This is a genomic window from Streptomyces sp. 63XJN7_1_ISO-PGPR-S23-121 (genome assembly GCF_056173025.1).
On sequence record NZ_CM149653.1, the window covers coordinates 7,621,787 to 7,645,683 of the forward strand.

Annotated in this window: 22 protein-coding genes; 14 read left to right on the top strand and 8 right to left on the bottom strand. The window is 72.6% G+C overall.

The annotated features are described in order from the left end of the window. The first annotated feature begins 181 nt into the window (after positions 1-181). The 6 genes from AC0VYN_RS34100 (at position 182) to AC0VYN_RS34125 (ending at position 5,799) form a co-directional block, all read left to right on the top strand. Complete coding sequence (locus AC0VYN_RS34100) at positions 182-961, top strand: winged helix-turn-helix transcriptional regulator (protein WP_475534075.1); 780 nt, start codon at positions 182-184, stop codon at positions 959-961. Between the two features lie 62 nt (positions 962-1,023). Beyond that, positions 1,024-2,046 carry a LacI family DNA-binding transcriptional regulator gene (locus AC0VYN_RS34105; protein WP_475534076.1) on the top strand — a complete coding sequence of 341 codons (1,023 nt, stop codon included), beginning with the start codon at positions 1,024-1,026 and terminating at the stop codon, positions 2,044-2,046. A 179-nt stretch (positions 2,047-2,225) separates the two neighbouring features. Next, positions 2,226-3,302, top strand: a complete 1,077-nt coding sequence (locus AC0VYN_RS34110; RefSeq protein ID WP_475534077.1) for a S1C family serine protease — start codon at positions 2,226-2,228, stop codon at positions 3,300-3,302. 17 nt (positions 3,303-3,319) lie between these two features. Next, on the top strand, positions 3,320-3,517 hold the full coding sequence (locus tag AC0VYN_RS34115; protein ID WP_475534078.1) for a hypothetical protein: 198 nt from the start codon (positions 3,320-3,322) through the stop codon (positions 3,515-3,517). 111 nt (positions 3,518-3,628) lie between these two features. Then, positions 3,629-4,363, top strand: coding sequence for a response regulator transcription factor (locus AC0VYN_RS34120; protein WP_385458103.1), 735 nt, complete (start codon positions 3,629-3,631; stop codon positions 4,361-4,363). Next, positions 4,360-5,799: a sensor histidine kinase gene (locus tag AC0VYN_RS34125; protein ID WP_475534079.1), complete on the top strand. Its 1,440-nt coding sequence runs from the start codon at positions 4,360-4,362 to the stop codon at positions 5,797-5,799. The genes AC0VYN_RS34120 and AC0VYN_RS34125 overlap by 4 nt, the downstream gene beginning before the upstream one ends. 146 nt (positions 5,800-5,945) lie before the next feature. Here the strand turns inward: AC0VYN_RS34125 and AC0VYN_RS34130 are convergent, their stop codons facing one another. Further along, positions 5,946-7,763, bottom strand: coding sequence for a bifunctional metallophosphatase/5'-nucleotidase (locus AC0VYN_RS34130; RefSeq protein WP_475534080.1), 1,818 nt, complete (start codon positions 7,761-7,763; stop codon positions 5,946-5,948). 182 nt (positions 7,764-7,945) lie between these two features. On the opposite strand from AC0VYN_RS34130, the gene mshD reads away from it, so the two are divergent. Beyond that, a complete protein-coding gene (mshD, locus tag AC0VYN_RS34135) occupies positions 7,946-8,872 on the top strand; it encodes a mycothiol synthase (protein WP_475534081.1) in 927 nt (308 codons plus the stop codon). Positions 8,873-8,942: 70 nt separating this feature from the next. On the opposite strand, the gene AC0VYN_RS34140 is transcribed toward mshD, so the two are convergent. Genes AC0VYN_RS34140 through AC0VYN_RS34160 form a run of 5 tightly spaced genes read right to left on the bottom strand, consistent with a single transcriptional unit; the run spans position 8,943 to position 13,419 of the window. Continuing rightward, a complete protein-coding gene (locus AC0VYN_RS34140) occupies positions 8,943-9,614 on the bottom strand; it encodes an ABC transporter (protein ID WP_475534082.1) in 672 nt (223 codons plus the stop codon). Further along, positions 9,602-11,131 carry an ABC transporter permease gene (locus AC0VYN_RS34145; RefSeq protein WP_475534083.1) on the bottom strand — a complete coding sequence of 510 codons (1,530 nt, stop codon included), beginning with the start codon at positions 11,129-11,131 and terminating at the stop codon, positions 9,602-9,604. Before AC0VYN_RS34145 ends, AC0VYN_RS34140 begins: the two co-directional genes overlap by 13 nt. Next, the gene (locus tag AC0VYN_RS34150; protein WP_475534084.1) at positions 11,128-11,988 is read right to left on the bottom strand and encodes an ABC transporter ATP-binding protein; all 861 of its coding nucleotides are present in this window, start codon (positions 11,986-11,988) and stop codon (positions 11,128-11,130) included. The genes AC0VYN_RS34145 and AC0VYN_RS34150 overlap by 4 nt, the downstream gene beginning before the upstream one ends. A gap of 43 nt (positions 11,989-12,031) precedes the next feature. Continuing rightward, positions 12,032-12,880 (bottom strand): zf-HC2 domain-containing protein, encoded by an 849-nt coding sequence (locus AC0VYN_RS34155; RefSeq protein WP_475534085.1) that lies wholly within the window; start codon positions 12,878-12,880, stop codon positions 12,032-12,034. After that, a complete protein-coding gene (locus tag AC0VYN_RS34160) occupies positions 12,877-13,419 on the bottom strand; it encodes an RNA polymerase sigma factor (RefSeq protein ID WP_475534086.1) in 543 nt (180 codons plus the stop codon). Before AC0VYN_RS34160 ends, AC0VYN_RS34155 begins: the two co-directional genes overlap by 4 nt. Before the next feature lie 368 nt (positions 13,420-13,787). Between AC0VYN_RS34160 and AC0VYN_RS34165 the strand changes: the two genes are divergently transcribed. From AC0VYN_RS34165 to pstB, 7 genes are all read left to right on the top strand, one after another. Further along, entirely contained in the window at positions 13,788-16,034 is a 2,247-nt protein-coding gene (locus AC0VYN_RS34165; protein WP_475534087.1) for an RNA degradosome polyphosphate kinase, read from the top strand. A gap of 133 nt (positions 16,035-16,167) precedes the next feature. After that, positions 16,168-17,247, top strand: a complete 1,080-nt coding sequence (locus AC0VYN_RS34170; protein ID WP_475537041.1) for a CHAD domain-containing protein — start codon at positions 16,168-16,170, stop codon at positions 17,245-17,247. Positions 17,248-17,272: 25 nt separating this feature from the next. Then, positions 17,273-17,716, top strand: a complete 444-nt coding sequence (locus AC0VYN_RS34175; protein WP_475534088.1) for an NUDIX hydrolase — start codon at positions 17,273-17,275, stop codon at positions 17,714-17,716. A 300-nt stretch (positions 17,717-18,016) separates the two neighbouring features. Then, on the top strand, positions 18,017-19,147 hold the full coding sequence (gene pstS, locus AC0VYN_RS34180; RefSeq protein ID WP_475534089.1) for a phosphate ABC transporter substrate-binding protein PstS: 1,131 nt from the start codon (positions 18,017-18,019) through the stop codon (positions 19,145-19,147). Between the two features lie 129 nt (positions 19,148-19,276). Further along, positions 19,277-20,290, top strand: a complete 1,014-nt coding sequence (gene pstC, locus AC0VYN_RS34185) for a phosphate ABC transporter permease subunit PstC (protein ID WP_475534090.1) — start codon at positions 19,277-19,279, stop codon at positions 20,288-20,290. After that, positions 20,287-21,345, top strand: a complete 1,059-nt coding sequence (gene pstA / locus AC0VYN_RS34190) for a phosphate ABC transporter permease PstA (protein ID WP_475534091.1) — start codon at positions 20,287-20,289, stop codon at positions 21,343-21,345. The genes pstC and pstA overlap by 4 nt, the downstream gene beginning before the upstream one ends. A 30-nt stretch (positions 21,346-21,375) precedes the next feature. Further along, the gene (pstB, locus tag AC0VYN_RS34195; RefSeq protein WP_030191650.1) at positions 21,376-22,152 is read left to right on the top strand and encodes a phosphate ABC transporter ATP-binding protein PstB; all 777 of its coding nucleotides are present in this window, start codon (positions 21,376-21,378) and stop codon (positions 22,150-22,152) included. Between the two features lie 105 nt (positions 22,153-22,257). Here the strand turns inward: pstB and pitH are convergent, their stop codons facing one another. Together pitH and AC0VYN_RS34205 are read right to left on the bottom strand one after the other, a co-directional pair. Continuing rightward, entirely contained in the window at positions 22,258-23,256 is a 999-nt protein-coding gene (gene pitH, locus AC0VYN_RS34200; protein ID WP_475534092.1) for a low-affinity phosphate transporter PitH, read from the bottom strand. Between the two features lie 7 nt (positions 23,257-23,263). Next, positions 23,264-23,884 carry a DUF47 domain-containing protein gene (locus AC0VYN_RS34205; RefSeq protein WP_007451048.1) on the bottom strand — a complete coding sequence of 207 codons (621 nt, stop codon included), beginning with the start codon at positions 23,882-23,884 and terminating at the stop codon, positions 23,264-23,266. Between the last annotated feature and the right edge of the window lie 13 nt (positions 23,885-23,897).

Genomic DNA, 23,897 nt, shown 5'->3' on the forward strand with positions numbered 1-23,897 from the left:
TGTGCTTTCGGGAGCGTTCACCAGCGTTCACCTCCCGGACCCGCAGCGGACCCCGCGGGCGTGGGATCCGCACCGTTCGAAGCAGTGCCGTAAACGTCCTCGCAGGGACCGAGGAGGAACCAGACGTTATGGGCGAGCGAAACGTGCACGACCGCAGGACGACCCAGGCAGGTGGGGCGCGATGAGTTCTCTGCTGCTCCTGACCAACGCCCTCCAGCCGTCGACGGAGGTGCTCCCCGCCCTCGGCCTGCTGCTGCACAACGTCCGCGTGGCCCCGGCGGAGGGGCCCGCTCTCGTCGACACCCCCGGCGCCGACGCGATCCTCGTCGACGGGCGCCGCGACCTCCCCCAGGTCCGCAGCCTGTGCCAGCTGCTGCGCTCCACGGGCCTCAGCTGCCCGCTGATCCTCGTCGTCACCGAGGGTGGCCTCGCCGCCGTCACCGCCGACTGGGGCATCGACGACGTCCTGCTGGACACCGCCGGCCCGGCGGAGGTCGAGGCCCGGCTGCGGCTGGCCACGGGCCGCCGGCAGATCGTCGGCGACGACTCCCCCATGGAGATCCGCAACGGCGACCTGTCGGTCGACGAGGCGACGTACTCCGCCAAGCTCAAGGGCCGGGTCCTGGACCTGACCTTCAAGGAGTTCGAGCTGCTGAAGTACCTCGCCCAGCACCCGGGCCGGGTCTTCACGCGCGCCCAGCTGCTCCAGGAGGTGTGGGGCTACGACTACTTCGGCGGCACCCGCACCGTCGACGTCCACGTACGGCGGCTGCGCGCCAAGCTCGGCCCCGAGCACGAGTCGCTGATCGGCACCGTCCGCAACGTCGGCTACCGCTTCGTCACGCCCGAGAAGCCGGAGAAGAAGGAGCGGCCCGCGGAGGAGACGACGGCGAAGGCCGGGTCCGGGGCGAAGGCGGACGCCGTGGAGGCGGCACCCGCCACGGCCGAGGCACGAACGTGACCGGGCGGACCGAGGGCTGATACGCCCTGCCCGGAGCGGGTCCATCCGCGTAGACTCCGCGCGTGGCCAAGGTGACTCGGGATGATGTGGCGCGGCTGGCGGGGACTTCGACCGCCGTCGTCAGCTATGTCATCAACAACGGACCCCGGCCGGTCGCCCCGGCCACGCGCGAGCGTGTCCTCGCCGCGATCAAGGAGCTGGGGTACCGGCCCGACCGGGTCGCCCAGGCCATGGCGTCGCGGCGCACGGACCTCATAGGCCTGATCATCCCGGACGCCCGCCAGCCCTTCTTCGGGGAGATGGCGCACGCCGTCGAACAGGCCGCGTCCGAGCGCGGCAAGATGGTCCTCGTCGGCAACACCGACTACGTCGCGGAGCGCGAGGTCCACTACCTGCGGGCCTTCCTCGGCATGCGGGTCTCCGGCCTGATCCTGGTCAGCCACGCCCTGAACGACCTCGCCGCGGCCGAGATCGACGCGTGGGACGCCCGGATCGTCCTGCTGCACGAGCGCCCCGAGGCCATCGACGACGTCGCCGTCGTCACCGACGACCTGGGCGGCGCCCAGCTCGCCGTGCGCCACCTGCTGGAGCACGGGTACGAGTACGTCGCCTGCATGGGCGGCACCGCCGACACCCCGTCCGTCGGCGACCCGGTCTCCGACCACGTCGAGGGCTGGAGGCGGGCGATGAAGGAGGCCGGGCTCTCCACCGAGGGCCGGCTCTTCGAGGCGCCGTACAACCGCTACGACGCGTACGAGGTGGCCCTGGAACTCCTCGCCGGGCCGCACCGCCCGCCCGCGATCTTCTGCTCCACCGACGACCAGGCGATCGGCCTGCTGCGCGCGGCCCGCGAGCTGCGCCTCGACGTCCCCGGCGAGCTGGCGGTGGCCGGCTTCGACGACATCAAGGAGGCGGACCTGGCCGACCCGCCGCTGACCACGGTCGCCTCCGACCGGTCGGCGATGGCACGGTCCGCCGTGGACCTGGTCCTGGACGACGGGCTGCGGGTCGCGGGCTCGCGGCGGGAGCGGCTGAAGGTGTTCCCGTCGCGGCTGGTGGTACGGCGGTCCTGCGGCTGCGAGTAGCCTCCGGCGGCTGTACGGCCACGGGCGCCCTCCGGCGGCCTCTCGGCTGCGGGACGGGCCTCTTCACGGCGGCTCGGCGACTGCGGGGCGGGCCTCTTCATATCGGGCATACGAGGTTCTGCCGGGCTTCTCAGGCGGGACTCAGAAAGCTCTCATCCGCGAGCGGGAAGCTCATGAACATGACCGAGAGCTTCCGCCGCAGCGGCGAGTACGAGAACGCGAATCCGTACGTCACCCCCTACGAGGGCGCCGGGCAGCACGCCTCCTCTCCGGAGCCGGAGAGCCGCACGAGCCCGGTGAACCCGGAGTGGCCGCCCCCGCCGGCCCTGCCGCCCCACCTTCCGGCGGCCGCGGCACCGCAGGAGCCCCGCCGGCCGCCCCGCCGCAGGAGCCGGCGCGGCCCGGTCGCCCTGCTCGCGGCCGTGGCGATCGTCGCGGCGGCCGTCGGCGGCGGCACCGCCTTCGGCATCCAGGAGCTGACCGGCGGCGACACCGTCGCCTCCAGCTCCACCAGCACCACCGTGGTGCCCTCCAGCCAGAAGGGCACAGTCGCCGGCGTGGCCCGGGCGGTCAGCCCGAGCATCGTCGAGATCAGCGCGACCTCGAACGCCGGCTCCTCCACCGGTTCCGGTGTGATCATCACCGGCGACGGCGAGATCATCACCAACAACCACGTGGTGTCCGGCGCCTCCTCGGTCAAGGTGACGACCAGCGACGGCAAGCAGTACGGCGCGCAGGTCGTCGGCACCGACAGCAGGAAGGACCTGGCGCTGATCAAGCTGGAGAACGCGTCCGGCCTGACGACCGCCACCCTCGGCGACTCCGACGGCGTCCAGGTCGGCGCCCAGGTCGTGGCGATCGGCTCGCCCGAGGGCCTGACCGGCACCGTGACCAGCGGCATCGTCTCGGCCCTGAACCGCGACGTGACCGTGTCGACCGACGAGGGCCAGCAGCAACAGCAGCAGCAGGGCGGCCAGTGGCCGTTCGAGTTCGGCGGCCGGCAGTTCAACGGAGACACCGGCTCGTCCACGACGACGTACAAGGCGATCCAAACGGACGCCTCCCTCAACCCGGGCAACTCCGGCGGCGCGCTGATCGACATGAACGGCAACATCATCGGCATCAACTCGGCGATGTACTCGGCGGCCGGTTCCTCCTCCTCGGCGGACGCCGGCAGCGTCGGCCTCGGCTTCGCCATCCCGGTCAACACCGTCAAGGCGGACCTGGCCACGCTGCGGGCGGGCGCCCAGAACTGAGCGAAGGAGCACAGTCCATGATCCAGCGGATCGCCCACGCGGCGACGTCCACCGGCGGCGGCCCGGCCGCACTCGCCCTCGCCCTCGAGGTCGCCGCCGCGCTGCACCCGCCGGCGCCCCGGCCGCCGGAGGTCTCGGCCCGCGCGGCCACCCGTGCCCCCGCCCGCCGGGTGGCGCGCCGCTCCACGCACCGCCGTCGCGCCGCCCGGGGCTGACCCGGACGCACGACGCCGCACCGCCCGGCGCCGCGCCCCGGGGCCCGCCCCGACGTGCGACGCTGAAGGCGTCGGCAGCCCGTACCCACCGCACCCGAGGAACCCGAGACCATGAGCCCCGCAGAAGGCGACCGTGACCCCCAGCGCATCCTGATCGTCGACGACGAGCCGGCGGTCCGCGAAGCCCTCCAGCGCAGCCTCGCCTTCGAGGGGTACGGCACCGAGGTCGCCGTCGACGGCGCCGACGCCCTGGAGAAGGCGGCGGCGTACCGGCCCGACCTGGTCGTCCTCGACATCCAGATGCCCCGCATGGACGGCCTGACCGCCGCCCGCCGGATCCGCGGCGCGGGCGACACGACCCCGATCCTGATGCTCACGGCCCGCGACACCGTCGGCGACCGGGTGACCGGCCTCGACGCCGGCGCCGACGACTACCTGGTCAAGCCCTTCGAGCTGGACGAACTCTTCGCCCGCATCCGGGCGCTGCTGCGCCGCAGCTCCTACGCGGCGGCGGTCGAGGCCACCGCCGGCGACGACGACACCCTCCGCTTCGCCGACCTGACCATGGACCTGGCGACACGGGAGGTCACCCGGGCGGGGCGCCCGGTGGAGCTGACCCGCACGGAGTTCACCCTCCTCGAGATGTTCATGGCCCACCCGCGCCAGGTCCTCACCCGGGAGCAGATCCTCAAGGCCGTCTGGGGCTTCGACTTCGAGCCGTCGTCCAACTCCCTCGACGTGTACGTCATGTACCTGCGCCGCAAGACCGAGGCGGGCGGCGAACCGCGCCTCGTCCACACGGTCCGCGGCGTCGGCTACGTCCTGCGGCAGGGCGGCGCGGAGTGATCCGACGGTTCCGCAGCCTGCCCCTGCGCTCCCGCCTGGCCCTGCTGGTGGCGGCGGCGGTGGCGTTCGCGGTGGCGGCGGCCTCGGTGACCTGCTGGTTCGTGGTGCGCAACCAGCTCTACCACCAGCTCGACGACCAGCTGCGCGGGGAACAGGTCTCCAGCCAGCTTCTGCAGAGCATGCTGGCGAACTGCCGGTCGGCCGACCCGCAGGCGCTGCCCCAGGCACCGAACGCGCCCATCGTCACGATCCTCTACTCGGACGGCTCCACGTGCGTCGACCCGGGCAGCGAGCAGATGCGCGTGCAGGACGCGGACGTGGCCGTCGCCGACGGACTGGCCGAGAGCACCCTGCACACCGGCAGGACCACGGACGGCACCACGGTCCGCGTCTACACCCGGCCGGTCGTCGACCGGCTCACCAAGCAGGTGCAGCCCGGCATCGCCGTGTCCGTCGCCAAGCCGGTGAAGGAGGTCACCGAGCCGCTGTCCTCGCTGGTCTGGGTCCTCCTGCTCGTCTCCGGCATCGGCGTCGTGGGCGCCGGGGCCGCCGGGCTCGCCGTCGCCCGTGCCGGGCTGCGCCCGGTGGACGACCTCGCTCAGGCCGTCGAACACGTGGCCCGCACCGAGGACCTGAACGTCCGCATCCCGGTGGAGGACGACAGCGAGGACGAGATCGCCCGCCTCTCCCGCTCCTTCAACTCCATGACCTCCTCCCTGGCCAGCTCCCGCGACCTGCAACAGCAGCTCATCGCCGACGCCGGCCACGAACTGCGCACCCCCCTCACCTCCCTGCGCACCAACATCGAGCTGCTGTCCCGCAGCGAGGAGACCGGCCGCCCGATCCCCGAGGCCGACCGCCGGGCCCTCCTCGCCTCCGTGAAGGCGCAGATGACGGAACTCGCCGCGCTGATCGGCGACCTCCAGGAGCTGTCCCGGCCGGACACCGGCCAGCACGCGGGCAAGACGCAGATCCTCGCCTGGCAGGACGTCGTCGAGGCGGCGCTGCGCCGGGCCCGCCTGCGCGGCCCGGAGCTGACGATCACCGCCGACGTCCGGCCCTGGTACGTCCGGGCGGAACCCTCCGCGCTGGAACGCGCGATGGTCAACATCCTGGACAACGCGGTGAAGTTCAGCCCCGAGCGCGGCACCGTCGACGTACACCTCCAGGACGGCGTCCTCACCGTCCGCGACCACGGCCCGGGCATCCCCGCCGAGGAACTCCCGCACGTCTTCGACCGCTTCTGGCGCTCACCGTCGGCACGCGCGCTGCCCGGCTCGGGCCTCGGCCTGTCGATCGTGGCGCGCACGGTCCAGCAGGCGGGCGGCGAGGTGACACTGACTCCGGCGGAGGACGGTGGCACGACGGCCACGGTGCGGCTGCCGGGGGCGCCCGTGCCGCCGCCCGGCCCGGACGCGGCGGACGGCGACGGCTGACCCGCCGCGCCCGGGAGCCGGCGGCCGGGACCGGCGGTCGGGACCGGCGGTCGGGTCCGGCGCCCTCGTGGGCGAAGACGGCACGAGGCCCGGGACGCGTACCGTGTACGCGGCCCGGGCCTCGGAGCGGAGGAGCCGGGAGATCCCTACTGCACGATCGTGATCCGGTCCGCCGCCGGCGGCGCGATCGGCGCGGACGCCGACGAGTTGGCCGTCAGGTACTGCTCGAGGGCCGACAGGTCGTCGGTGCCGACCACCTCGTTCGTGCCCTGGCCCAGCGTGGTGAAGCCGTCGCCGCCGCCCGCGAGGAAGCCGTTCATCGCGACGCGGTAGGTGGCCGCCGGGTCGATCGGGGCGCCGTTCAGGCGGATGGAGCCGGTGACGACCCGGTCCGCGCCCGTCTTCGTCAGGTCCAGGGTGTAGGTGAGACCGGACGAGATCTGGAGGATCTTCGGCGCCGCCTCGTTGCCGCCGCTCACCTGCTCCTTGAGCGCCTGGACCAGCTGGGCGCCCGTGTAGCTGCGCAGGTTCACCGTGTTGGCGAAGGGCTGGACCGTGAAGCCCTCGGCGTACGTCACCACGCCGTCGCCCTCACCGTCCTTCGCCGCGTACGTGAGCGACGCCCGGATGCCGCCCGGGTTCATCAGGGCCAGGTCGGTCTCCGGGTCCAGGGTCCTGCCGTAGGCCAGTTGCGCGTCGGCGATGAGGTCGCCGAGGGGGGACTCGGTGCCGTCGCGGTTGATGTCGCCGGAGATGTAGCCGATGGGGCGGTTGCCGATGGGGGCGGCCAGGGCGTTCCACCGGTCGATCAGGCGCGTGATGTCGCACGCCTTCCGGACGTCCCGCGTGACCACCTGGTTCGCCGACTTCACGGCCGTACGGGCGATGTCGCCCGTCGCGCGGTCGTACGTCAGCGTGGTGTCCGTGTAGAGGCGGCCGAAGGAGGCGGCCGACGTGACCATGCGGGGCTTGCCCGCGGGGTCGGGGATCGTGCAGACGTACGCGTTGTGGGTGTGGCCGGTGACCAGCGCGTCCACCTGGGGCGAGACGTTCTTGGCGATGTCGACGATCGGTCCGGAGATGCCGTCGCCGGCGCCCGGGGAGTCGCAGCCGTAGTTGTAGGACGACGACGCCGGGAAGCCGCCCTCGTGGACGAGGGCCACGATCGACTTCACGCCCTGGCGCTCCAGCTCCTTGGCGTACTTGTTGATCGTGTCGACCTCGTCCTTGAAGCGCAGGCCCTTCACGCCGTCCGCCGAGACGATGTTCGGGGTGCCCTCCAGGGTCACGCCGATGAAGCCGACCTTGACGCCGTTCCGCTTCCACACCCAGTACGGCTTGAGGATGGGCTTGCCGGTCTTCTCGTCGAGGACGTTCGCCGCGAGGTAGGGGAAGTCGGCGCCCTGGAACTCCTTGTCCGTGTAGCAGCCGTCGGTGGGGTGGCAGCCGCCGTTCTGCAGGCGGGCCAGCTCCTTGGCGCCCTCGTCGAACTCGTGGTTGCCCACCGACGTCACGTCGAGGTCGAGCTTGTTCAGCGCCTCGATGGTCGGCTCGTCGTGGAAGAGACCCGACATCAGCGGGGAGGCGCCGACCATGTCGCCGCCGGCGGCGGTGATGGAGTACGGGTGGCCCTTGCGGGCCTGGCGCAGGTGGGTGGCGAGGTACTCGGCGCCACCCGCGTCGATCGTCTTCGTGGTGCCGTCCGGCTGGAGCTCGGTGACCCGGCCGGAGGAGCCGGCCGGGGGCTCCAGGTTGCCGTGCAGGTCGTTGAAGGACAGGAGCTGGACGTCCTGGTAGCGGCCCGGCTGGTGGTGACCGCGGTCGCTCTCGCCCGCGCTCGCCGTTCCCGGCAGTGCGGCGGCGGCGAGTGCCCCGGCGGTGGCCACACCGGCGGCCACCGCGAGGAGGCGGCGGGCGGCGCGGCGTCTGCGGCGCGGTTCGTACGACTGTGCTGTGGCTGGCATGCGCCCCCCTGTGGGTCTGCCTGCGGATCTGCCTGGATACGGGTCGTCGGGAGAGGAACGGCCCGTCGGCGCAGCCTAGGGTCAACGCGCGTAGCGCAACAGGGGTTTCCGGGTTACATCCTGGTTTACCTTCCCCGTCCCGTGCCGCCACTTTGCCGGGCCCGCCCCTTACCCTCGTACGCATGACCAGCGACGACACCGTGCGACCCGGCCGCCCCCGCTCGATCGAGACCCTCGCCGCACTCACCCCGGAACAGACCGAAGCCGTGCTCGCCCTGCTCGGCGAGGCCGCCCGGAACGACGGGCAGCACGCCGTGTCCGAGCAGGGACGACTGCAACTGCGGGGTGAAGCACGGGAGGGCATCGCACACCTGCTGCTCACCGTGGACGGCCAACTCGTCGGGTACGCCCAGCTGGAGGACACCGACCCGGTGGAGCCGCCGGCCGCCGAACTGGTCGTCCACCCCTCCTACCGCGGGCAGGGGCACGGGCGGGCGCTGGGCTCCGCGCTGCTCGCGGCCTCCGGGAAGCGGCTGCGGATCTGGGCCCACGGCGGCCACTCCGCCGCCCGGCATCTCGCGCAGGTCCTCGGGCTGACCCTCTTCCGCGAACTGCGGCAGATGCGCCGCCCCTTGGCCGACCTGGACCTGCCGGACCCGCGCCTGCCCGACGGTGTGGGCGTACGCACCTTCGTGCCCGGTCAGGACGACGCGGCATGGCTCGCCGTGAACGCCGCCGCCTTCGCCCACCACCCCGAGCAGGGCTCCCTCACGCAGCGGGACCTCGACGACCGCAAGGCCGAGGCGTGGTTCGACCCGGCCGGGTTCTTCCTCGCCGAACGCGGGGACGAACTCATCGGCTTCCACTGGACCAAGGTGCACGCCGAGGAACGGCTCGGTGAGGTGTACGTCCTCGGCATCCGCCCCGACACCCAGGGCGGCGGCCTGGGCAAGGCCCTGACCACCATCGGCCTGCGGCACCTGGCGGAGCAGGGCCTGCCCACGGCGATGCTGTACGTCGATGCCGACAACAAGGCGGCGGTGTCCGTCTACGAGCGCCTCGGCTTCGTCACGCACGAGACGGACCTGATGTACCGCACGGAGACCTGAGGCGCCCTCGGCACCCCAGCCGCGCCCTGGCCGTGCCCGAGCCGTGCCCTAGCCGTGTCCGCCGGGAAGCTCAGGGCGGGCCGGGCACGGTGACGGCACCCGGCCGTCGCCGCCGCCCCCGCCGGCCCAACGGCTCCGGCCCGGACACCGCCCACACCACCACGACCGCCGCCAGCAGCACCGCCCACCGGTCGTGCGCCGCCGGCCACCGCGGGTCGTCCGGCACCACGAGCAGCGCCCAGTCCGCGGGTATCAGGAAGGGCGCGAGGACGGCCGTGACCAGCAGCGCCGCCGCGACGCCCGGACCGGGGCGCGGTTCGTCCGTCAGGCGTACCGCCGCCGCGGCACCGGCGAGCGCCAGCCCGCAGATCGCCGCGGCCTCCAGCGTGATGTCGCCGGCCGGGGGCCTGATGCCGGTGGGCGTGAGCAGCAGCACCGCCGTCCACCACAGCACGGCGGCCGGTGCCACGAGGGCCGCTCGCAGGGCCTGCCGGAGGGGACGCCGGGTCGGGACCGGCGCGGTGAGGTGCCGGGCCCGGTCGTCCAGCAGGAAGACCAGGCCGAGCGCGCCGACCAGGGCGACGCCCCGCAGCAGGGTGAGCGTCTGCCAGGGGCTCGGCTCGGCGCCCGTCAGCCTCGGCGTCCCGGCGAGCAGCAGCCCGAGGGCGCCCGCTGAACCCAGGGCCCGCCACGGCAGCGTGCGCCACACGGGGCCGGCCAGCGCGCGCGTCAGTCCTCGCACGAGTCCGCCTTCTCCGGCACGGTCACGCCCAGCAGCCGGGCGGCCTCGGCCGTCGTGACGCCCGGGGAGGTCAGCTCGGCCCAGTGCGCCTTCACCCGCTCGGCGACACCGGGGTCCGGCTTCTCGAGCAACTGCCGCACGACATCGGTCTGGCCCTCCTCCATGGTGAGCGGGTCGGTCGGCGACAGGACGACCGCGGACCCCTCGACGCTGTCGTCGAGACGGACTCGGCGCAGGGCGCTCATCGGGTCGTCCTGCCAGCTGAGGGAGAGCCACATGATGGTGACCATGCGCCCGTCGCACAGCGTGCTCCCCGCCTCCTCGCTGCCCGCGACCAGCACGGCGGCGACGGCGGTGGAGAACTCCGGGACCCGGTTGCCGCCCCAGGCGGTGCCGACGGTCACCTGGTGCGGCGCGATCAGCGCGGGGATCGCGGTGTCGCCCCCCAGCCCGTACCGGGCGTCTATCCGCTGCCGTACGACGAGCCGCTGATCGTGCGCGGCGCCGCCCGCCAGGGACTGGACGCGGTCCACCACGTCCGCCCAGGTGCCGGTCCGGGCCACCCACTCGGGGAACGCGCAGTACGTCGACCGGCCCCGCTCGACGCAGGTCTGCTCCTTCTCCGGGCTCACCGAGGCCCGGTCCCGGGCCGCGGTCAGCTCCGGAGACGGTGCCGCGCCCCGGGCCTGCAGTATCCCGCCGGCGACCGCCACCGCGAGGGTCAGGGCGACGCCCGCCCGGACGGCGGCTCCGCGTCCGCCGGCGGCCAGCACCGCGACGAAGCCCACGCACGACGCGACGCCCGCCAGGTACAGGGCGTGCCAGGCGGCGGGCCGCCCCAGCAGGTCGGAGGGCAGGGACTCGGCGCCCCCTCCCTCGACGACCACCGGGGACAGCCACGACAGCCCGTCCGTGCTGTCCGGACCGGTGCCGAGGACGAGCGTGAACAGCAGGCAGGCCACCAGCAGCGGCGCGCCCGCCGGCGACCGCAGCACCCGGGCCAGCAGCACCCCGAGGACGCCGAACAGCAGGACCGTCAGCGGACCGACGAGCAGCTCGGCCGGCGAACCGTCCCCGACCGCGCCCGCCTTGGCCGCCTCCCAGGCGAACTGCCCGCCCACGCAGACCGCGGTGAGCAGGACGGCCGGCAGCACGGACAGCGCGTGGGCCGCCGTACGGCGCCAGGGCGCCACGGCCAGGACCGCGAACTGGCCCTCCGTACCGTGCCGCCCGGAGCGCAGCACGGCGGCGTTGGCGTGGAGCAGGACGGCGAGGCCGACGAGCAGGGGCCCGCCCTGGGTGGCGCGGTCGGCGTCCTGGAGGGCCGGATAACCGTCCCAGGAGTCCCGCGTACGCCAGACGATCCAGGCGATGTACGCGACGAAGGCGATGACGACGGGGATGCTCAGCAGCAGTTGGCGGGCCTCGAACCGGGCGAGGGCGAGAACCGCCCGGGCTCCGCCGCCGCGCGGCCCGGTGTCCTCGGCGGGCCGGGCCGCCGTCGTCAGGGCACTCATGCCGCCACCTCCGCACCGGCGCCATCGAGGGTCAGCAGGTACCCGTCCTCCAGCGTGGGGGCGAGCAGGTGGGCGCCGGCGGGCGGGTCGCCCACGTTCCGGAAGGAGCCGGTGCCGGTGCGCCACCCGGCCTTCGCGTGCGGGTCGCGTTCCGTACTGCTCCACACGCGTCCGTCGGCCCGGGCGGTCAGCTCGTCCGGGGTCCCGTCGAACCGCACGGCCCCGGCGGCCAGGACGATCACCCGGTGGCAGAGCATCGCCACGTCCTCGGTCTGGTGGGTGGACAGCAGCACGGTCCGCCCCTCCCCCGCCCCGGCAATCAACTCTCTGAAGCGCATTCGCTGTTCGGGATCGAGCCCGACCGTCGGTTCGTCGAGGACCAGGAACCCGGGGTCGCCGACGAGCGCGGCCGCGAGCGCGACCCGCTGCCGCATGCCGCCGGACAGCTTCCTGATCCGCTTGCCGCGCACGTCGCCCAGTGCGACCTCGTCCAGGACGCGCCGCACCTCGCGGTGCCGTCCGGCCCGGTCGGTGAGCTCCTTCAGGATCGCGACGTAGTCGACGAACTCGAAGGCGGTGAAGTCCGGGTGGAAGCCGGGGGCCTGCGGCAAGTACCCGAGCCGCCGCCGCACCTCCTGCCGTCCCCGCGCGGTGCCGGGATCGTGTCCGAGCACGGTGAAGGAGCCGCGGTCGGCGGGCACGGCGGTCGCCAGCACGCGCAGCAGGGTGGTCTTCCCGGCCCCGTTCGGCCCGAGGAGCCCGGTGACGCCCGGCGTCAGCCGCAGCGACACCTCGTCCAGGGCCCGGGTGCGCCCGAAGTGCAGGCTGAGCCCGGCGGCGGAAACGGTGGGGGTCATGCGCCACTCCCGTACAGAGATCGGAGGAAGAAGGAAGAAGGACTCACGCGGCACCCCGCGGAAACACGTCGAACCGGTCGCGGAACAGGACCAACAGCCCTGCCCCCAGCACGGCCACGGCCGCGGACACGCCCTGCCCCGCCGCGGTGAACGGCGCCAGCGGGCCTCCCCCGGGGGCCTGCGCCGCGTCCGCGGCGAGCAGCACCGCGCCCCACGCCCCGGCGACGACCGAGGGCGCGGCCACCGGACCCAGCCGGGGCGTCAGCGCCAGCCCCGACGCGGTGAGGGCGAGCGCGGGCAGCAGCCAGGCCAGGGCACGCAGCCCGTACCCCGGCAGGGCGAGCGTCGCGAGGCCGTTGACACCGAGCCCGACGGTCAGGACGGCGACCGTACGGATCATCAGCAGGCGGAAGCCGTGCAGCGGCGAGACGACCGCCATCTCGTACGTCGGATCCAGCGTGGGCCCGTAAGCGAGCGCCACCCCGGCCAGCGGCAGCAGCGGCGCGAAGGCGAGGAAGACCGTCGGCCGGTCGGTGACGCCGGACGTGAAGGCGACGGCGAAGGTCATCACGAGCACGGCGACGACCGCGCCCAGCCAGGACCGGCGCAGCACGGGCGTGGCCGCGAGCAGCCGCGCGGTGTGGTCGGCGACCCCGAACCGCACCAGCAGACCCTCGAGCCATCCCGGCCGGGGTGCGTCCAGCTCGGCGTCGAGCCGCTCCCACCCCGCCTCCAGGGCGGCGGCATCGCTCACCTCGGCGAGGACGCCCCGGCACCGCGCACAGGCGGCCAGATGGGCGTCGGCGGACCACAGCACGGGCGCCGCGAGCTCGCCGAGGGCGTACGCCCGCAGGTCGTCCTCGTCCACGTGCCAGCCGTTGTCGGTTCTCATGCCAGCGCCTCCCTCAGCTGCCGGCGGGCCCGCATCGCCCGCGTCTTGACGGTGCCCGGCGGGATGCCGAGCAGGACGGCCGCCTCGCGGGTGGTCAGCCCGTCGATGACCGTCGCCTGGAGCACCGCGCGCAGCTCCGGCGAGAGCCGGACGAGTGCGCCGGCGAGGTCCCCGTGCTCCACCCCGGCGAGCACCCGCTCCTCGGCGGACGCCTCGTCCCGGTGCCGGAGGCGGGCCAGCGCCTGCCGCAGCCGCCCCCGGGCGCCGTCGCCGCGCAGCGCGTCGACCAGCCGCCGGGAGCCGATCCGCCACAGCCAGCCGGCCACGTCCCCGTCCTCCCGATACCGCGCGCTGCCGCGCCACACCGCGAGGAACGTCTCCTGCACGACGTCGTCGACGACACCGGGGTCGGCGCAGCGGCCACGCATCCGGGCGGCCAGCCAGGGGGCGTACCTGCGGTACAGCTCCTCGAAGGCGCCCCGGTCGGCGTCCGCCGCGACGGCCCGCAGCAGCTCGCCGTCGGTTCTCGTTTCGCTCACATCTCCTCATCGGACGAGCGGGTGCGACCGGTTCACGAGATCACGTAGCGATTTCCCGACGGGGTGGGGGTGGAACGCCGCCCGGCCCTCACGGGGTCCCGGCGCGGGTGCGTGGCGGGGGTGGACCCGCGCGGCCCGGCGCTGCCGGGGTGCCTCCCCCACTCTCGGCTTCGCTCGAGCGGGGGCCCCCACCGCCCGGCGTAGCCACCGCCGGAGGCATCCCGCTATCCCACACGTCATGTCCCCGTAACCATCGATTCAGACAGCCTTGCGACCCTCGCCGAATGAAACCGACCGCGCGGCCAGGAGCAGAGCATTCCGCGCCGTCCGACGCGCCTGTCCTGCGCTCGGCGCGGAAGAATGGGTTCATGAGGCAGCCGAACACCCAGGCAGAGGTCCAGCACCCCCAGCCCTCCGTGGGCTCCATCGCCGCGCACCGCCCGCACACCGTGGCCGCGGCCGTCTCCGACCTGGAGCCCGACCTCGACGCCGACCTCGACGCGTACGAGGACGCCCCGGAGCCCGGATCCGACGGCATGGGCGCCGCGCTCCCGCAGGGCCGCTTCCTGGACCGCGAACGCAGTTGGCTCGCGTTCAACGAACGCGTCCTGGAACTCGCCGAGGACCCGACCACTCCCCTCCTGGAGCGGGCCAACTTCCTCGCGATCTTCGCCAGCAACCTCGACGAGTTCTTCATGGTCCGCGTCGCCGGCCTCAAGCGCCGCATCGCCGCCGGCGTGGCCACCCGCTCCGCCTCGGGCCTGCAGCCCCGCGAGGTCCTGGACATGATCTGGGCGCGCTCGCGCGAGCTCATGGCCCGGCACGCCGCCTGCTTCCAGGAGGACGTCGCCCCGGCCCTCGCCGAGGAGGGCATCCACCTGGTCCGCTGGAGCGAGCTCGCCGAGAAGGAGCAGGCCCGCCTCTTCACCCTCTTCCGGCACCAGATCTTCCCGGTCCTCACCCCCCTCGCCGTCGACCCCGCGCACCCCTTCCCGTACATCTCGGGCCTCTCCCTGAACCTCGCGGTCGTCGTCCGCAACCCCGTCACGGGCCACCGCCACTTCGCCCGCGTCAAGGTCCCCCCGCTGCTCTCCCGTTTCCTCGAGGCGTCCCCCGGCCGTTTCGTCCCCGTCGAGGACGTCATCGCCGCGCACCTGGAGGAGCTGTTCCCGGGCATGGAGGTCCTGGAGAGCCACGCCTTCCGCGTCACCCGCAACGAGGACCTGGAGGTCGAGGAGGACGACGCGGAGAACCTCCTCAAGGCCCTCGAGAAGGAGCTGATGCGGCGCCGCTTCGGGCCGCCCGTCCGCCTGGAGGTCGAGGAGTCCATCGACCGCGAGGTCCTGGACCTGCTCGTCCGCGAGCTGAAGATCGGCGAGTCGGAGGTCCACCCCCTCCCCGGCCCCCTCGACCTCACCGGCCTCTTCCGCATCCACAGCCTCGACCACCCGGAGCTGAAGTACCGCAAGTTCGTCGCCGGCACCCACCGCGACCTCGCCGAGGTCGAGTCGGCGTCCGCGCCGGACATCTTCGCCGCCCTGCGCAGCCGCGACGTCCTGCTCCACCACCCGTACGACTCCTTCTCCACCTCCGTGCAGGCCTTCCTGGAGCAGGCGGCGGGCGACCCGGACGTCCTCGCGATCAAGCAGACGCTGTACCGCACCTCCGGCGACTCCCCGATAGTCGACGCGCTCATCGACGCGGCCGAGTCCGGCAAGCAGGTCCTCGTCCTGGTCGAGATCAAGGCCCGCTTCGACGAGCACGCCAACATCAAGTGGGCCCGCAAGCTGGAGGAGTCCGGCTGCCACGTCGTCTACGGCCTGGTCGGTCTGAAGACCCACTGCAAGCTGTCCCTGGTCGTCCGCCAGGAGGGCGAGACCCTCCGCCGCTACAGCCACGTGGGCACGGGCAACTACCACCCGAAGACGGCCCGTCTCTACGAGGACCTCGGTCTGCTCACCGCGGACCCGCAGGTCGGCGCGGACCTGTCCGACCTGTTCAACCGCCTCTCCGGCTACTCGCGCCGCGAGACGTACCGCCGCCTCCTCGTCGCGCCCAAGTCCCTGCGCGACGGCCTGGTCTCGCGTATCCACAAGGAGATCCAGCACCACCGCGCCGGCCGCCCGGCCCACATCCGCATCAAGGTCAACTCGATGGTCGACGAGGCCGTGGTCGACGCGTGCTACCGCGCGTCCCAGGCGGGCGTCCCGGTCGACGTGTGGGTGCGCGGCATCTGCGCGCTGCGCCCGGGCGTCGCGGGCCTGTCGGAGAACATCCGGGTCCGTTCGGTCCTCGGCCGCTTCCTCGAGCACTCGCGCGTCTTCGCCTTCGGCAACGGCGGTGAGCCCGAGGTGTGGATCGGCAGCGCCGACATGATGCACCGCAACCTCGACCGCCGTATCGAGGCACTCGTCCGGGTCACCGACCCGGCCCACCGGGCGGCCCTCAACCGGCTGCTCGAGACCGGCATGTCCGACGGCACCGCGTCCTGGCACCTCGGGCCGGACGGCGAGTGGACCCGGCACGCGACCGACGCGGACGGCCAGCCCCTGCGCAACGTCCAGGAGATGCTCATAGACGCCCGGAGGCGCCGGCGTGGCACAGCGACACCTTGACCCGACGAACCCCCTGGCCGAACCGGCCCGCGCGACCGCCACCGAACCCGCGGCCCGCCCGGCGAGCCCGGCCCGCCCGGCGAGCCCGACCCGGCCGGCGAGCCCGACCCGGCCGGCGGGCCCGCCCGAGCCGGTGCCCGCGGAGGCCCTCGCGCGCTACCTCCGCGCCCAGGCCACGGAGTTCCTCCGCGCCCTGCGCCTGCACCGCGAGTCGGGCGCGGGCGCGAACCATGCCGCCGCCGGAGCCACCGCCAACGGCTCCGCGGGCCCCGTGGACGCGGCCCGCGCCCTGCGCCGCGCGGCCCGCCGCCTCAGCGGCACCCTGCACACCTACCAGCCCCTGCTCGACGCCGACTGGGCGGAGGGCATGCGCCCCGAACTGGCCTGGCTGTCCGGCACGCTGGCACTGGAGCACGCCTACGCCTCGCGCCTGGAACGCCTGCTCCAGGCCCTGCACCGCCTGTCCGGCTCCTCGGCGTCGCCGGCCCGCCGGCAGGTGGCGGCCGCGGCCGTGTCCGCGAGCGTCCCCGCCGCCCCGGCGCCCCCGCCGGCCCCCGTGCTCCCGGACCGCGGCAATCTCACCGTGGGCGCGGCCAAGGCGGGCGCCCTGCTCGACCGCCAGCTGACCCTGGCCCGCACCCGGGCCCACTCCACCGCCCTCCAGGCCCTCGGCAGCAGCCGCTTCCACGCGGTCGCCGACAAGGTCGCCCTACTGGCCAGCGAGGTGCCCCTGCGGGCGGCCGCCGGCGCCGGCGCCGACCTTCGCCCGCTGGCCGGAGCGGCGGAGGGCCGCCTCGCCGACGCGGTGGCCGCGCTGCCCCTGGTCAGCGCGGGCCACCCGTACAACGCGGAGGCGCTGATCCACGGCCTGTCCCCGGACCCGGCACCCCACCCGCAGGACGCCCCCTGGCACCAGGTCCGCCTGCTGCTGCGCCTGCACCGGTACGCCCGCGAGGTCCTGGCCGGCGAGGACGGCCCGAGCGGTGAGGACGCGCGCCTGCTCACCGCGGGCCAGTCCCTCGACCGCCACCGCGACGCGTCGGAGGCCGCCGCCGCGGCGGCCCAGGCCGCCCGCACGCCCCGCATCGCCCCGGCCACGGCGTACGCGCTCGGCGTGCTCCACGCCGACCAGCGCCACGAGGTGGAGGCGGCGCGGTACGCGTTCCAGCACGACTGGCGGCACAGGACCGTCCGACCGGCACCGGCACAGTGACCCGCGAAGGGACGGCGAGCCCCGCATGAGCACTCCCGAGGACACCACCGTCCACGCCGCCGGCTGCGTCCTGTGGCGCCGCGCCCAGGGCACCGGCGAGCCGCGGCTCTGCCTGGTCCACCGGCCCAAGTACGACGACTGGTCGCACCCCAAGGGCAAGCTCAAGCGCGGCGAGGACCCGCTCGCCGGCGCCCTGCGCGAGGTGGCGGAGGAGACGGGGTACACCGCGGTGCCCGGCCCCGGGCTGCCCACCGTGCGCTACCTGGTGGACGGCCGCCCCAAGGAGGTCCGGTACTGGGCGGCGGAGGCCGTGTCGGGCGGCTTCGCGCCGAACGACGAGGTCGACCGCATCGTCTGGCTGCCGGCCGCTGCCGCCCGCACCCGCCTCACCCAGCCCAGGGACCGCGACCTGGTCGACGCGCTGCCGCTCGCGCTGCGCCGGGACGAGGACGGCCCGCACGACGGGTGACCGGGACGGCTACGGCCCGCAACCCGGGACGGAAAGGCCCGCACGACGGACGACCCGGGCCGGAAACGGCCCGCCCCACCGGTGCCCCGGGGCTGGAACGACCCCTACGACGGATGCCCCGGGACCGCGTCGTGTCATCGACGTAAGCATTCCGTGACCTCACCGCACCGTCCACAGGGGTTCACCCCTCGTTCATTCACGCCCATCGGCGGCTTCACCTGATCTGCCTAATTTCGGCCGTAGACAGTCCTCGCACGCCGCCGGATTCAGGACGGCGGCTCCTGGAAGGAATTCCCTCAAGTGAAGCTTCAGCGCGTGAACCGGCGGGCCCTCGCTCTCGGTGCTCTCGCCGTCTCCGGCGCCCTGGCCCTCACGGCGTGCGGTTCCGACGACACCGGCGACGCCGGCAACGGCGGGGGCTCCGGCGCCACCACGGCCAACAGCAACATCAAGTGCGACGACGCCAAGGGCCAGCTCCAGGCCTCCGGCTCCTCGGCCCAGAAGAACGCGATCGACGCCTGGGTCAAGCAGTACGTCGCGGCCTGCAAGAGCGTGCAGATCAACTACAACCCCACGGGTTCCGGCGCGGGCATCACCGCGTTCACGCAGGGCCAGACCGCGTTCGCCGGTTCGGACTCGGCGCTGAAGCCGGAGGAGGTCGCGGCGTCGAAGAAGGTCTGCAAGGACGGGCAGGCCATCGACCTGCCGATGGTCGGCGGCCCGATCGCCGTCGGCTTCAACGTTCCGGGCGTGGACACGCTCGTCCTGGACGCCCCGACCCTGGCGCAGATCTTCGACAGCAAGATCTCCAACTGGAACGACCCGGCGATCGCCAAGCTGAACCCCGGGGCCAAGCTTCCCGACCTCAAGATCCAGGCGTTCCACCGCTCCGACGAGTCCGGCACCACGGACAACTTCACCAAGTACCTGAAGGCCGCCGCGCCGAAGGACTGGACGTACGAGCCGGGCAAGTCCTGGGAGGCCAAGGGCGGCCAGTCCGCGCAGGGCTCCTCCGGTCTGGCCGCGCAGGTGAAGCAGACGTCCGGCGCCATCTCGTACTTCGAGCTGTCGTACGCCAAGGACGGCATCAAGACGGTCGACGTGAAGACCGGGGCCGCGGAGCCGGTCAAGGCCACCGTCGACAACGCCACCGCCGCCATCGGCGCGGCCGAGGTCGTCGGCACCGGCAAGGACCTCGCGCTGAAGCTGAACTACACGCCGACCGCCGACAAGGCCTACCCGATCGTCCTGGTGACGTACGAGATCGCCTGTGACAAGGGCAACAAGGCGGAGACCCTGCCCGCCACCAAGTCCTTCCTGAACTACGTCGCCTCGGAGGACGGCCAGGGCCTGCTGGCGGAGGCCGGCTACGCCCCGATGCCCACCGAGATCATCACCAAGGTCCGCGAGACCATCTCGGGCCTGAGCTGACCCGAGTGCGGTCCGGACTCCGCACGGGGGCCGGACCGCACCGTCCGGTGCACCGCCGCCAGGAGCCCCCGCACGGGACGGCTCCGCCCGAGCCGCCGCGTACGACGGCTCCGCAGACCGGAGAACCCGATGGACATATCCACTGACCCCCAGAAGCCAGCAGCAGCCCCCGTACTTCACCAGCCCCCGGCCGAGGACGACAGGCGCCCCGGGCGCGGCGCCGTCCGCCCCGGCGACCGGATCTTCGTCGGGCTCTCCCGCGGTTCCGGCATCCTGGTGCTGGTCATCATGGCCGCCATCGCGGCCTTCCTCACGTACCGCGCCACCCTCGCGATCAGCAAGGACGAGGCCAACTTCTTCACCAGCTTCGACTGGAACCCCAGCGGCGTCCCGCCGCGGTTCGGCATCGCGGTCCTGGCCTTCGGCACCGTCGTGTCGTCGATCGTCGCCATGGCCATCGCCGTCCCGGTCTCGGTCGGCATCGCCCTGTTCATCACGCACTACGCGCCCCGCAGGCTGGGCGGCGCCATCGCGTACGTGATCGACCTGCTCGCCGCCGTGCCCTCGATCGTCTACGGCCTGTGGGGCGCGCTCTTCCTCGTGCCGCACATGGACGGGCTGTTCGGCTGGCTGGACGCGTACCTCGGCTGGACCGGCATCTTCGAGTGGAACGGCGGAGCGCCGCGCTCGCTGCTCACCGTGGGCGTCCTGCTCGCGATCATGATCCTGCCGATCATCACCAACGTCAGCCGCGAGGTGTTCCGGCAGGTCCCGCGCATGCACGAGGAGGCCGCCCTGGCCCTCGGCGCCACGCGCTGGGAGGTCATCCGGATGTCGGTGATCCCCTTCGGCCGCTCCGGCGTCATCTCCGCCTCGATGCTCGGCCTCGGCCGCGCGCTCGGCGAGACCATGGCCGTGGCCATGGTGCTCTCGCCGACCTTCGACATCGACGCCAGCCTGCTCGACCCGGGCGGCGGCACCTTCGCCCAGAACATCGCCAGCAAGTTCAACGAGGCGACCGTGATGGGCCAGGACGCGCTGATCGCCTCCGGTCTGGTGCTCTTCGTCATCACGCTGCTGGTCAACGGCGCGGCCCGCATGATCATCGCTCGCCGCAAGGAGTACTCGGGGGCCAACGCATGAGCAACGCAACCCTCATCCCCAAGAGCAGCGGCTCCCTGCGCGGCGCCACCCTGCCCACGTGGTTCCCCTGGGCGGTCGCGGCCGGCTCGGTCGTCGCCGGCCTCGGCATCAGCACCGTGGCCGGGCTGAACAGCAGCATCCAGTGGGCCCTGATCGCCGTGGTCCTCTTCGTCGGCGGTACCTACGCCATCTCGGCGCGCGTCGAGGGTGGCCGGCAGGCCAAGGACCGGGTGGCGACCAGCATGGTCTGGGTCGCGTTCCTCCTGGCCCTGATCCCGCTGCTCTCCCTGATCTGGGAGACGCTCAAGCGGGGCGTGCGGATCCTCGACGGCTACTTCCTCACCCACTCGATGGGCGTGGTCGCCGACAGCGAGCCGGGCGGCGGCATCTACCACGCCATCCTCGGCACCCTGGAGCAGGTCGGCCTCGCCACACTGTTCTCCGTGCCGATCGGTGTGCTCACCGCGATCTACCTGGTCGAGTACGGTCGCGGCCGGCTCGCCAAGGCCGTCACCTTCTTCGTCGACGTCATGACGGGCATCCCGTCCATCGTCGCGGGCCTGTTCGTCCTCAGCCTGTGGGTGCTCATCCTGGACATGGGCCCCTCCGGCGTCGCCGGCTCGTTCGCCCTGTGCATCCTGATGATCCCCGTGGTCGTCCGCTCCACCGAGGAGATGCTCAAGCTCGTCCCGAACGAGCTGCGCGAGGCATCACTGGCGCTCGGCGTGCCGAAGTGGCGCACGATCCTGAAGGTGGTCCTGCCGACGTCGCTCGGCGGCATCATCACCGGCGTCATGCTGGCCGTCGCCCGCATCACCGGCGAGACGGCCCCCGTGCTGCTGCTGGTCTGGGGCACCGACTTCATCAACGCGAATCCCTTCCAGGATCCGCAGGAGTCGCTGCCGATGTACATCTACCTGCAGTACGGCGCGGGCTCCGACGCGGCGTACGACCGTGCCTGGGCCGCGGCCCTGACGCTCATCGCGTTCATCATGATCCTCAATGCGGTGGCCCGCGGCATAGCCCGCTGGAAGGCCCCGAAGACCGGTCGCTAAGGCCCCGGACCGAAAGAAGCAGTGATTCACATGGCCAAGCGCATCGATGTCAGCGGCCTCAACGCCTACTACGGCTCCTTCCTGGCCATCGAGGACATCTCGATGACCGTCGAACCCCGCTCCGTGACGGCCTTCATCGGCCCCTCCGGCTGCGGCAAGTCCACCTTCCTGCGCACCCTCAACCGCATGCACGAGGTCACCCCCGGCGGCCGGGTCGACGGCAAGGTCATGCTGGACGACGAGAACCTGTACGGCGCCGGCATCGACCCGGTGGCCGTGCGGCGCGAGGTCGGCATGGTCTTCCAGCGGCCGAACCCGTTCCCGACCATGTCGGTCTACGACAACGTCGCGGCGGGCCTCCGGCTGAACGGCAAGTACAAGAAGTCCCAGCTCGACGACATCGTGGAGAAGTCGCTGCGCGGCGCCAACCTCTGGAACGAGGTGAAGGACCGCCTGAACAAGCCGGGCTCCGGTCTCTCCGGCGGCCAGCAGCAGCGTCTGTGCATCGCGCGCGCGATCGCGGTGGAGCCGAACGTCCTGCTCATGGACGAGCCCTGCTCCGCCCTCGACCCGATCTCCACCCTCGCGATCGAGGACCTGATCGGCGAGCTGAAGGAGCGCTTCACGATCGTCATCGTGACGCACAACATGCAGCAGGCGGCGCGCGTCTCGGACCGCACGGCCTTCTTCAACCTGGCCGCGGTCGGCCAGCCCGGCAAGCTGATCGAGATCGACGAGACGGAGCGCATCTTCTCCAACCCGTCGGTCCAGGCCACGGAGGACTACATCTCCGGCCGCTTCGGCTAGGCCGGATCCGATCCCCTCGCGGTGCTGCATGGCGGTGCCACCGCGAGGCGCACAAGGGCCCGCCCCCGAGGACGGGGGCGGGCCCATTGCCTTGCACAGCGGCGCCTACAGGAACGCCAGATCCACCAGCCAGTACGAACACGCCGCCACCAGCGCGGCCGCCGGCATCGTGATGAACCACCCAAGGATGATGTTCTTCGCGACGCCCCAGCGCACCGCGTTGACCCGCTTCGTGGCCCCCACGCCCATGATCGCCGACGTGATCACGTGCGTCGTGGAGATCGGCGCGTGGAACAGGAACGCCGAGCCGAACATGATCGACGCGCCCGTCGTCTCCGCGGCGAAGCCCTGCGGCGGGTCGAGCTCGATGATCTTCCGTCCCAGCGTCCGCATGATCCGCCAGCCACCCGCGTACGTCCCCAGCGACAGCATCAGCGCGCAGGCGATCTTCACCCACACCGGGATCGGGTCGCCGTAGTCCTCGACGTCGGCGATGACCAGCGCCATCACCACGATGCCCATGGTCTTCTGCGCGTCCTGCAGACCGTGGCCCAGCGCCATGCCCGCCGCCGACACCGTCTGCGCGATTCGGAAGCCGCGCTTGGCCTTGTGCGGGTTGGCCCGGCGGAACATCCACATGATCGCCGTCATGACGAGGTAACCGACGACCAGGCCGATCACCGGCGACACGAACATCGGGATGACGACCTTGTCGACCACGCCGTTCCAGTACACGGTCGTGCTGCCCGCGAGCGCCGCGCCGACCATGCCGCCGAACAGCGCGTGCGACGACGACGAGGGCAGGCCGAAGTACCAGGTGATGAGGTTCCACACGATGGCGCCGATCAGCGCCGCGAAGAGGATCCCCATCCCCTTCGAGCCCTCGGGCGTCTCGATCAGCCCCTCGCTGACGGTCTTGGCGACCCCGGAACCGAGGAAGGCGCCTGCGAGATTCATCACGGCTGCCATCGCGAGCGCCGCCCGGGGGGTCAGCGCCCGCGTCGACACGGACGTCGCGATCGCGTTCGCCGAGTCGTGGAAACCGTTGGTGTACGTGAAGAAGAGCGCGACCCCGATGGTCACGATCAGAGCGAAGGTGTCCATGAACGGCTCAGGACTCCTTGACGGCGATGGTCTCCACCGTGTTCGCCACGTGCTCGAACGCGTCGGCCGCTTCCTCCAGCACGTCCACGATCTGCTTGAGCTTAAGCACCTCGATGGCTTCGTACGAGCCGTTGAAGAGGTGGGCGAGCAGCTTGCGGTGAACCTGGTCGGCCTGGTTCTCCAGCCGGTTGACCTCGATCCAGTACTCGGTGAGGTTGTCCATGGTGCGCAGGTTCGGCATGGCTTCGGCGGTCAGCTCGGCGGCCCGCGCCAGCACCTCGATCTGCTGGTCGACGCCCTTGGGCAGTTCCTCGACGTTGTAGAGGACGACCAGGTCGACGGCCTCCTCCATGAAGTCCATGATGTCGTCGAGGGAGGAGGCGAGGTTGTAGATGTCCTCGCGGTCGAAGGGCGTGATGAACGAGGAGTTCAGCTGGTGGAAGATCGCGTGCGTGGCGTCGTCACCCGCGTGTTCGGCGGCCCGCATACGCTCTGCGATCTCGGCCCGGGCGGAAGCGTCCGCCCCGAGCAGTTCCATCAGGAGCTTGGAGCCCGTGACAATGTTGTCCGCGGACGCGGCGAACATGTCGTAGAAGCTCGTCTCCCTGGGGGTCAGACGAAAGCGCACGTGGGGTCCTCGG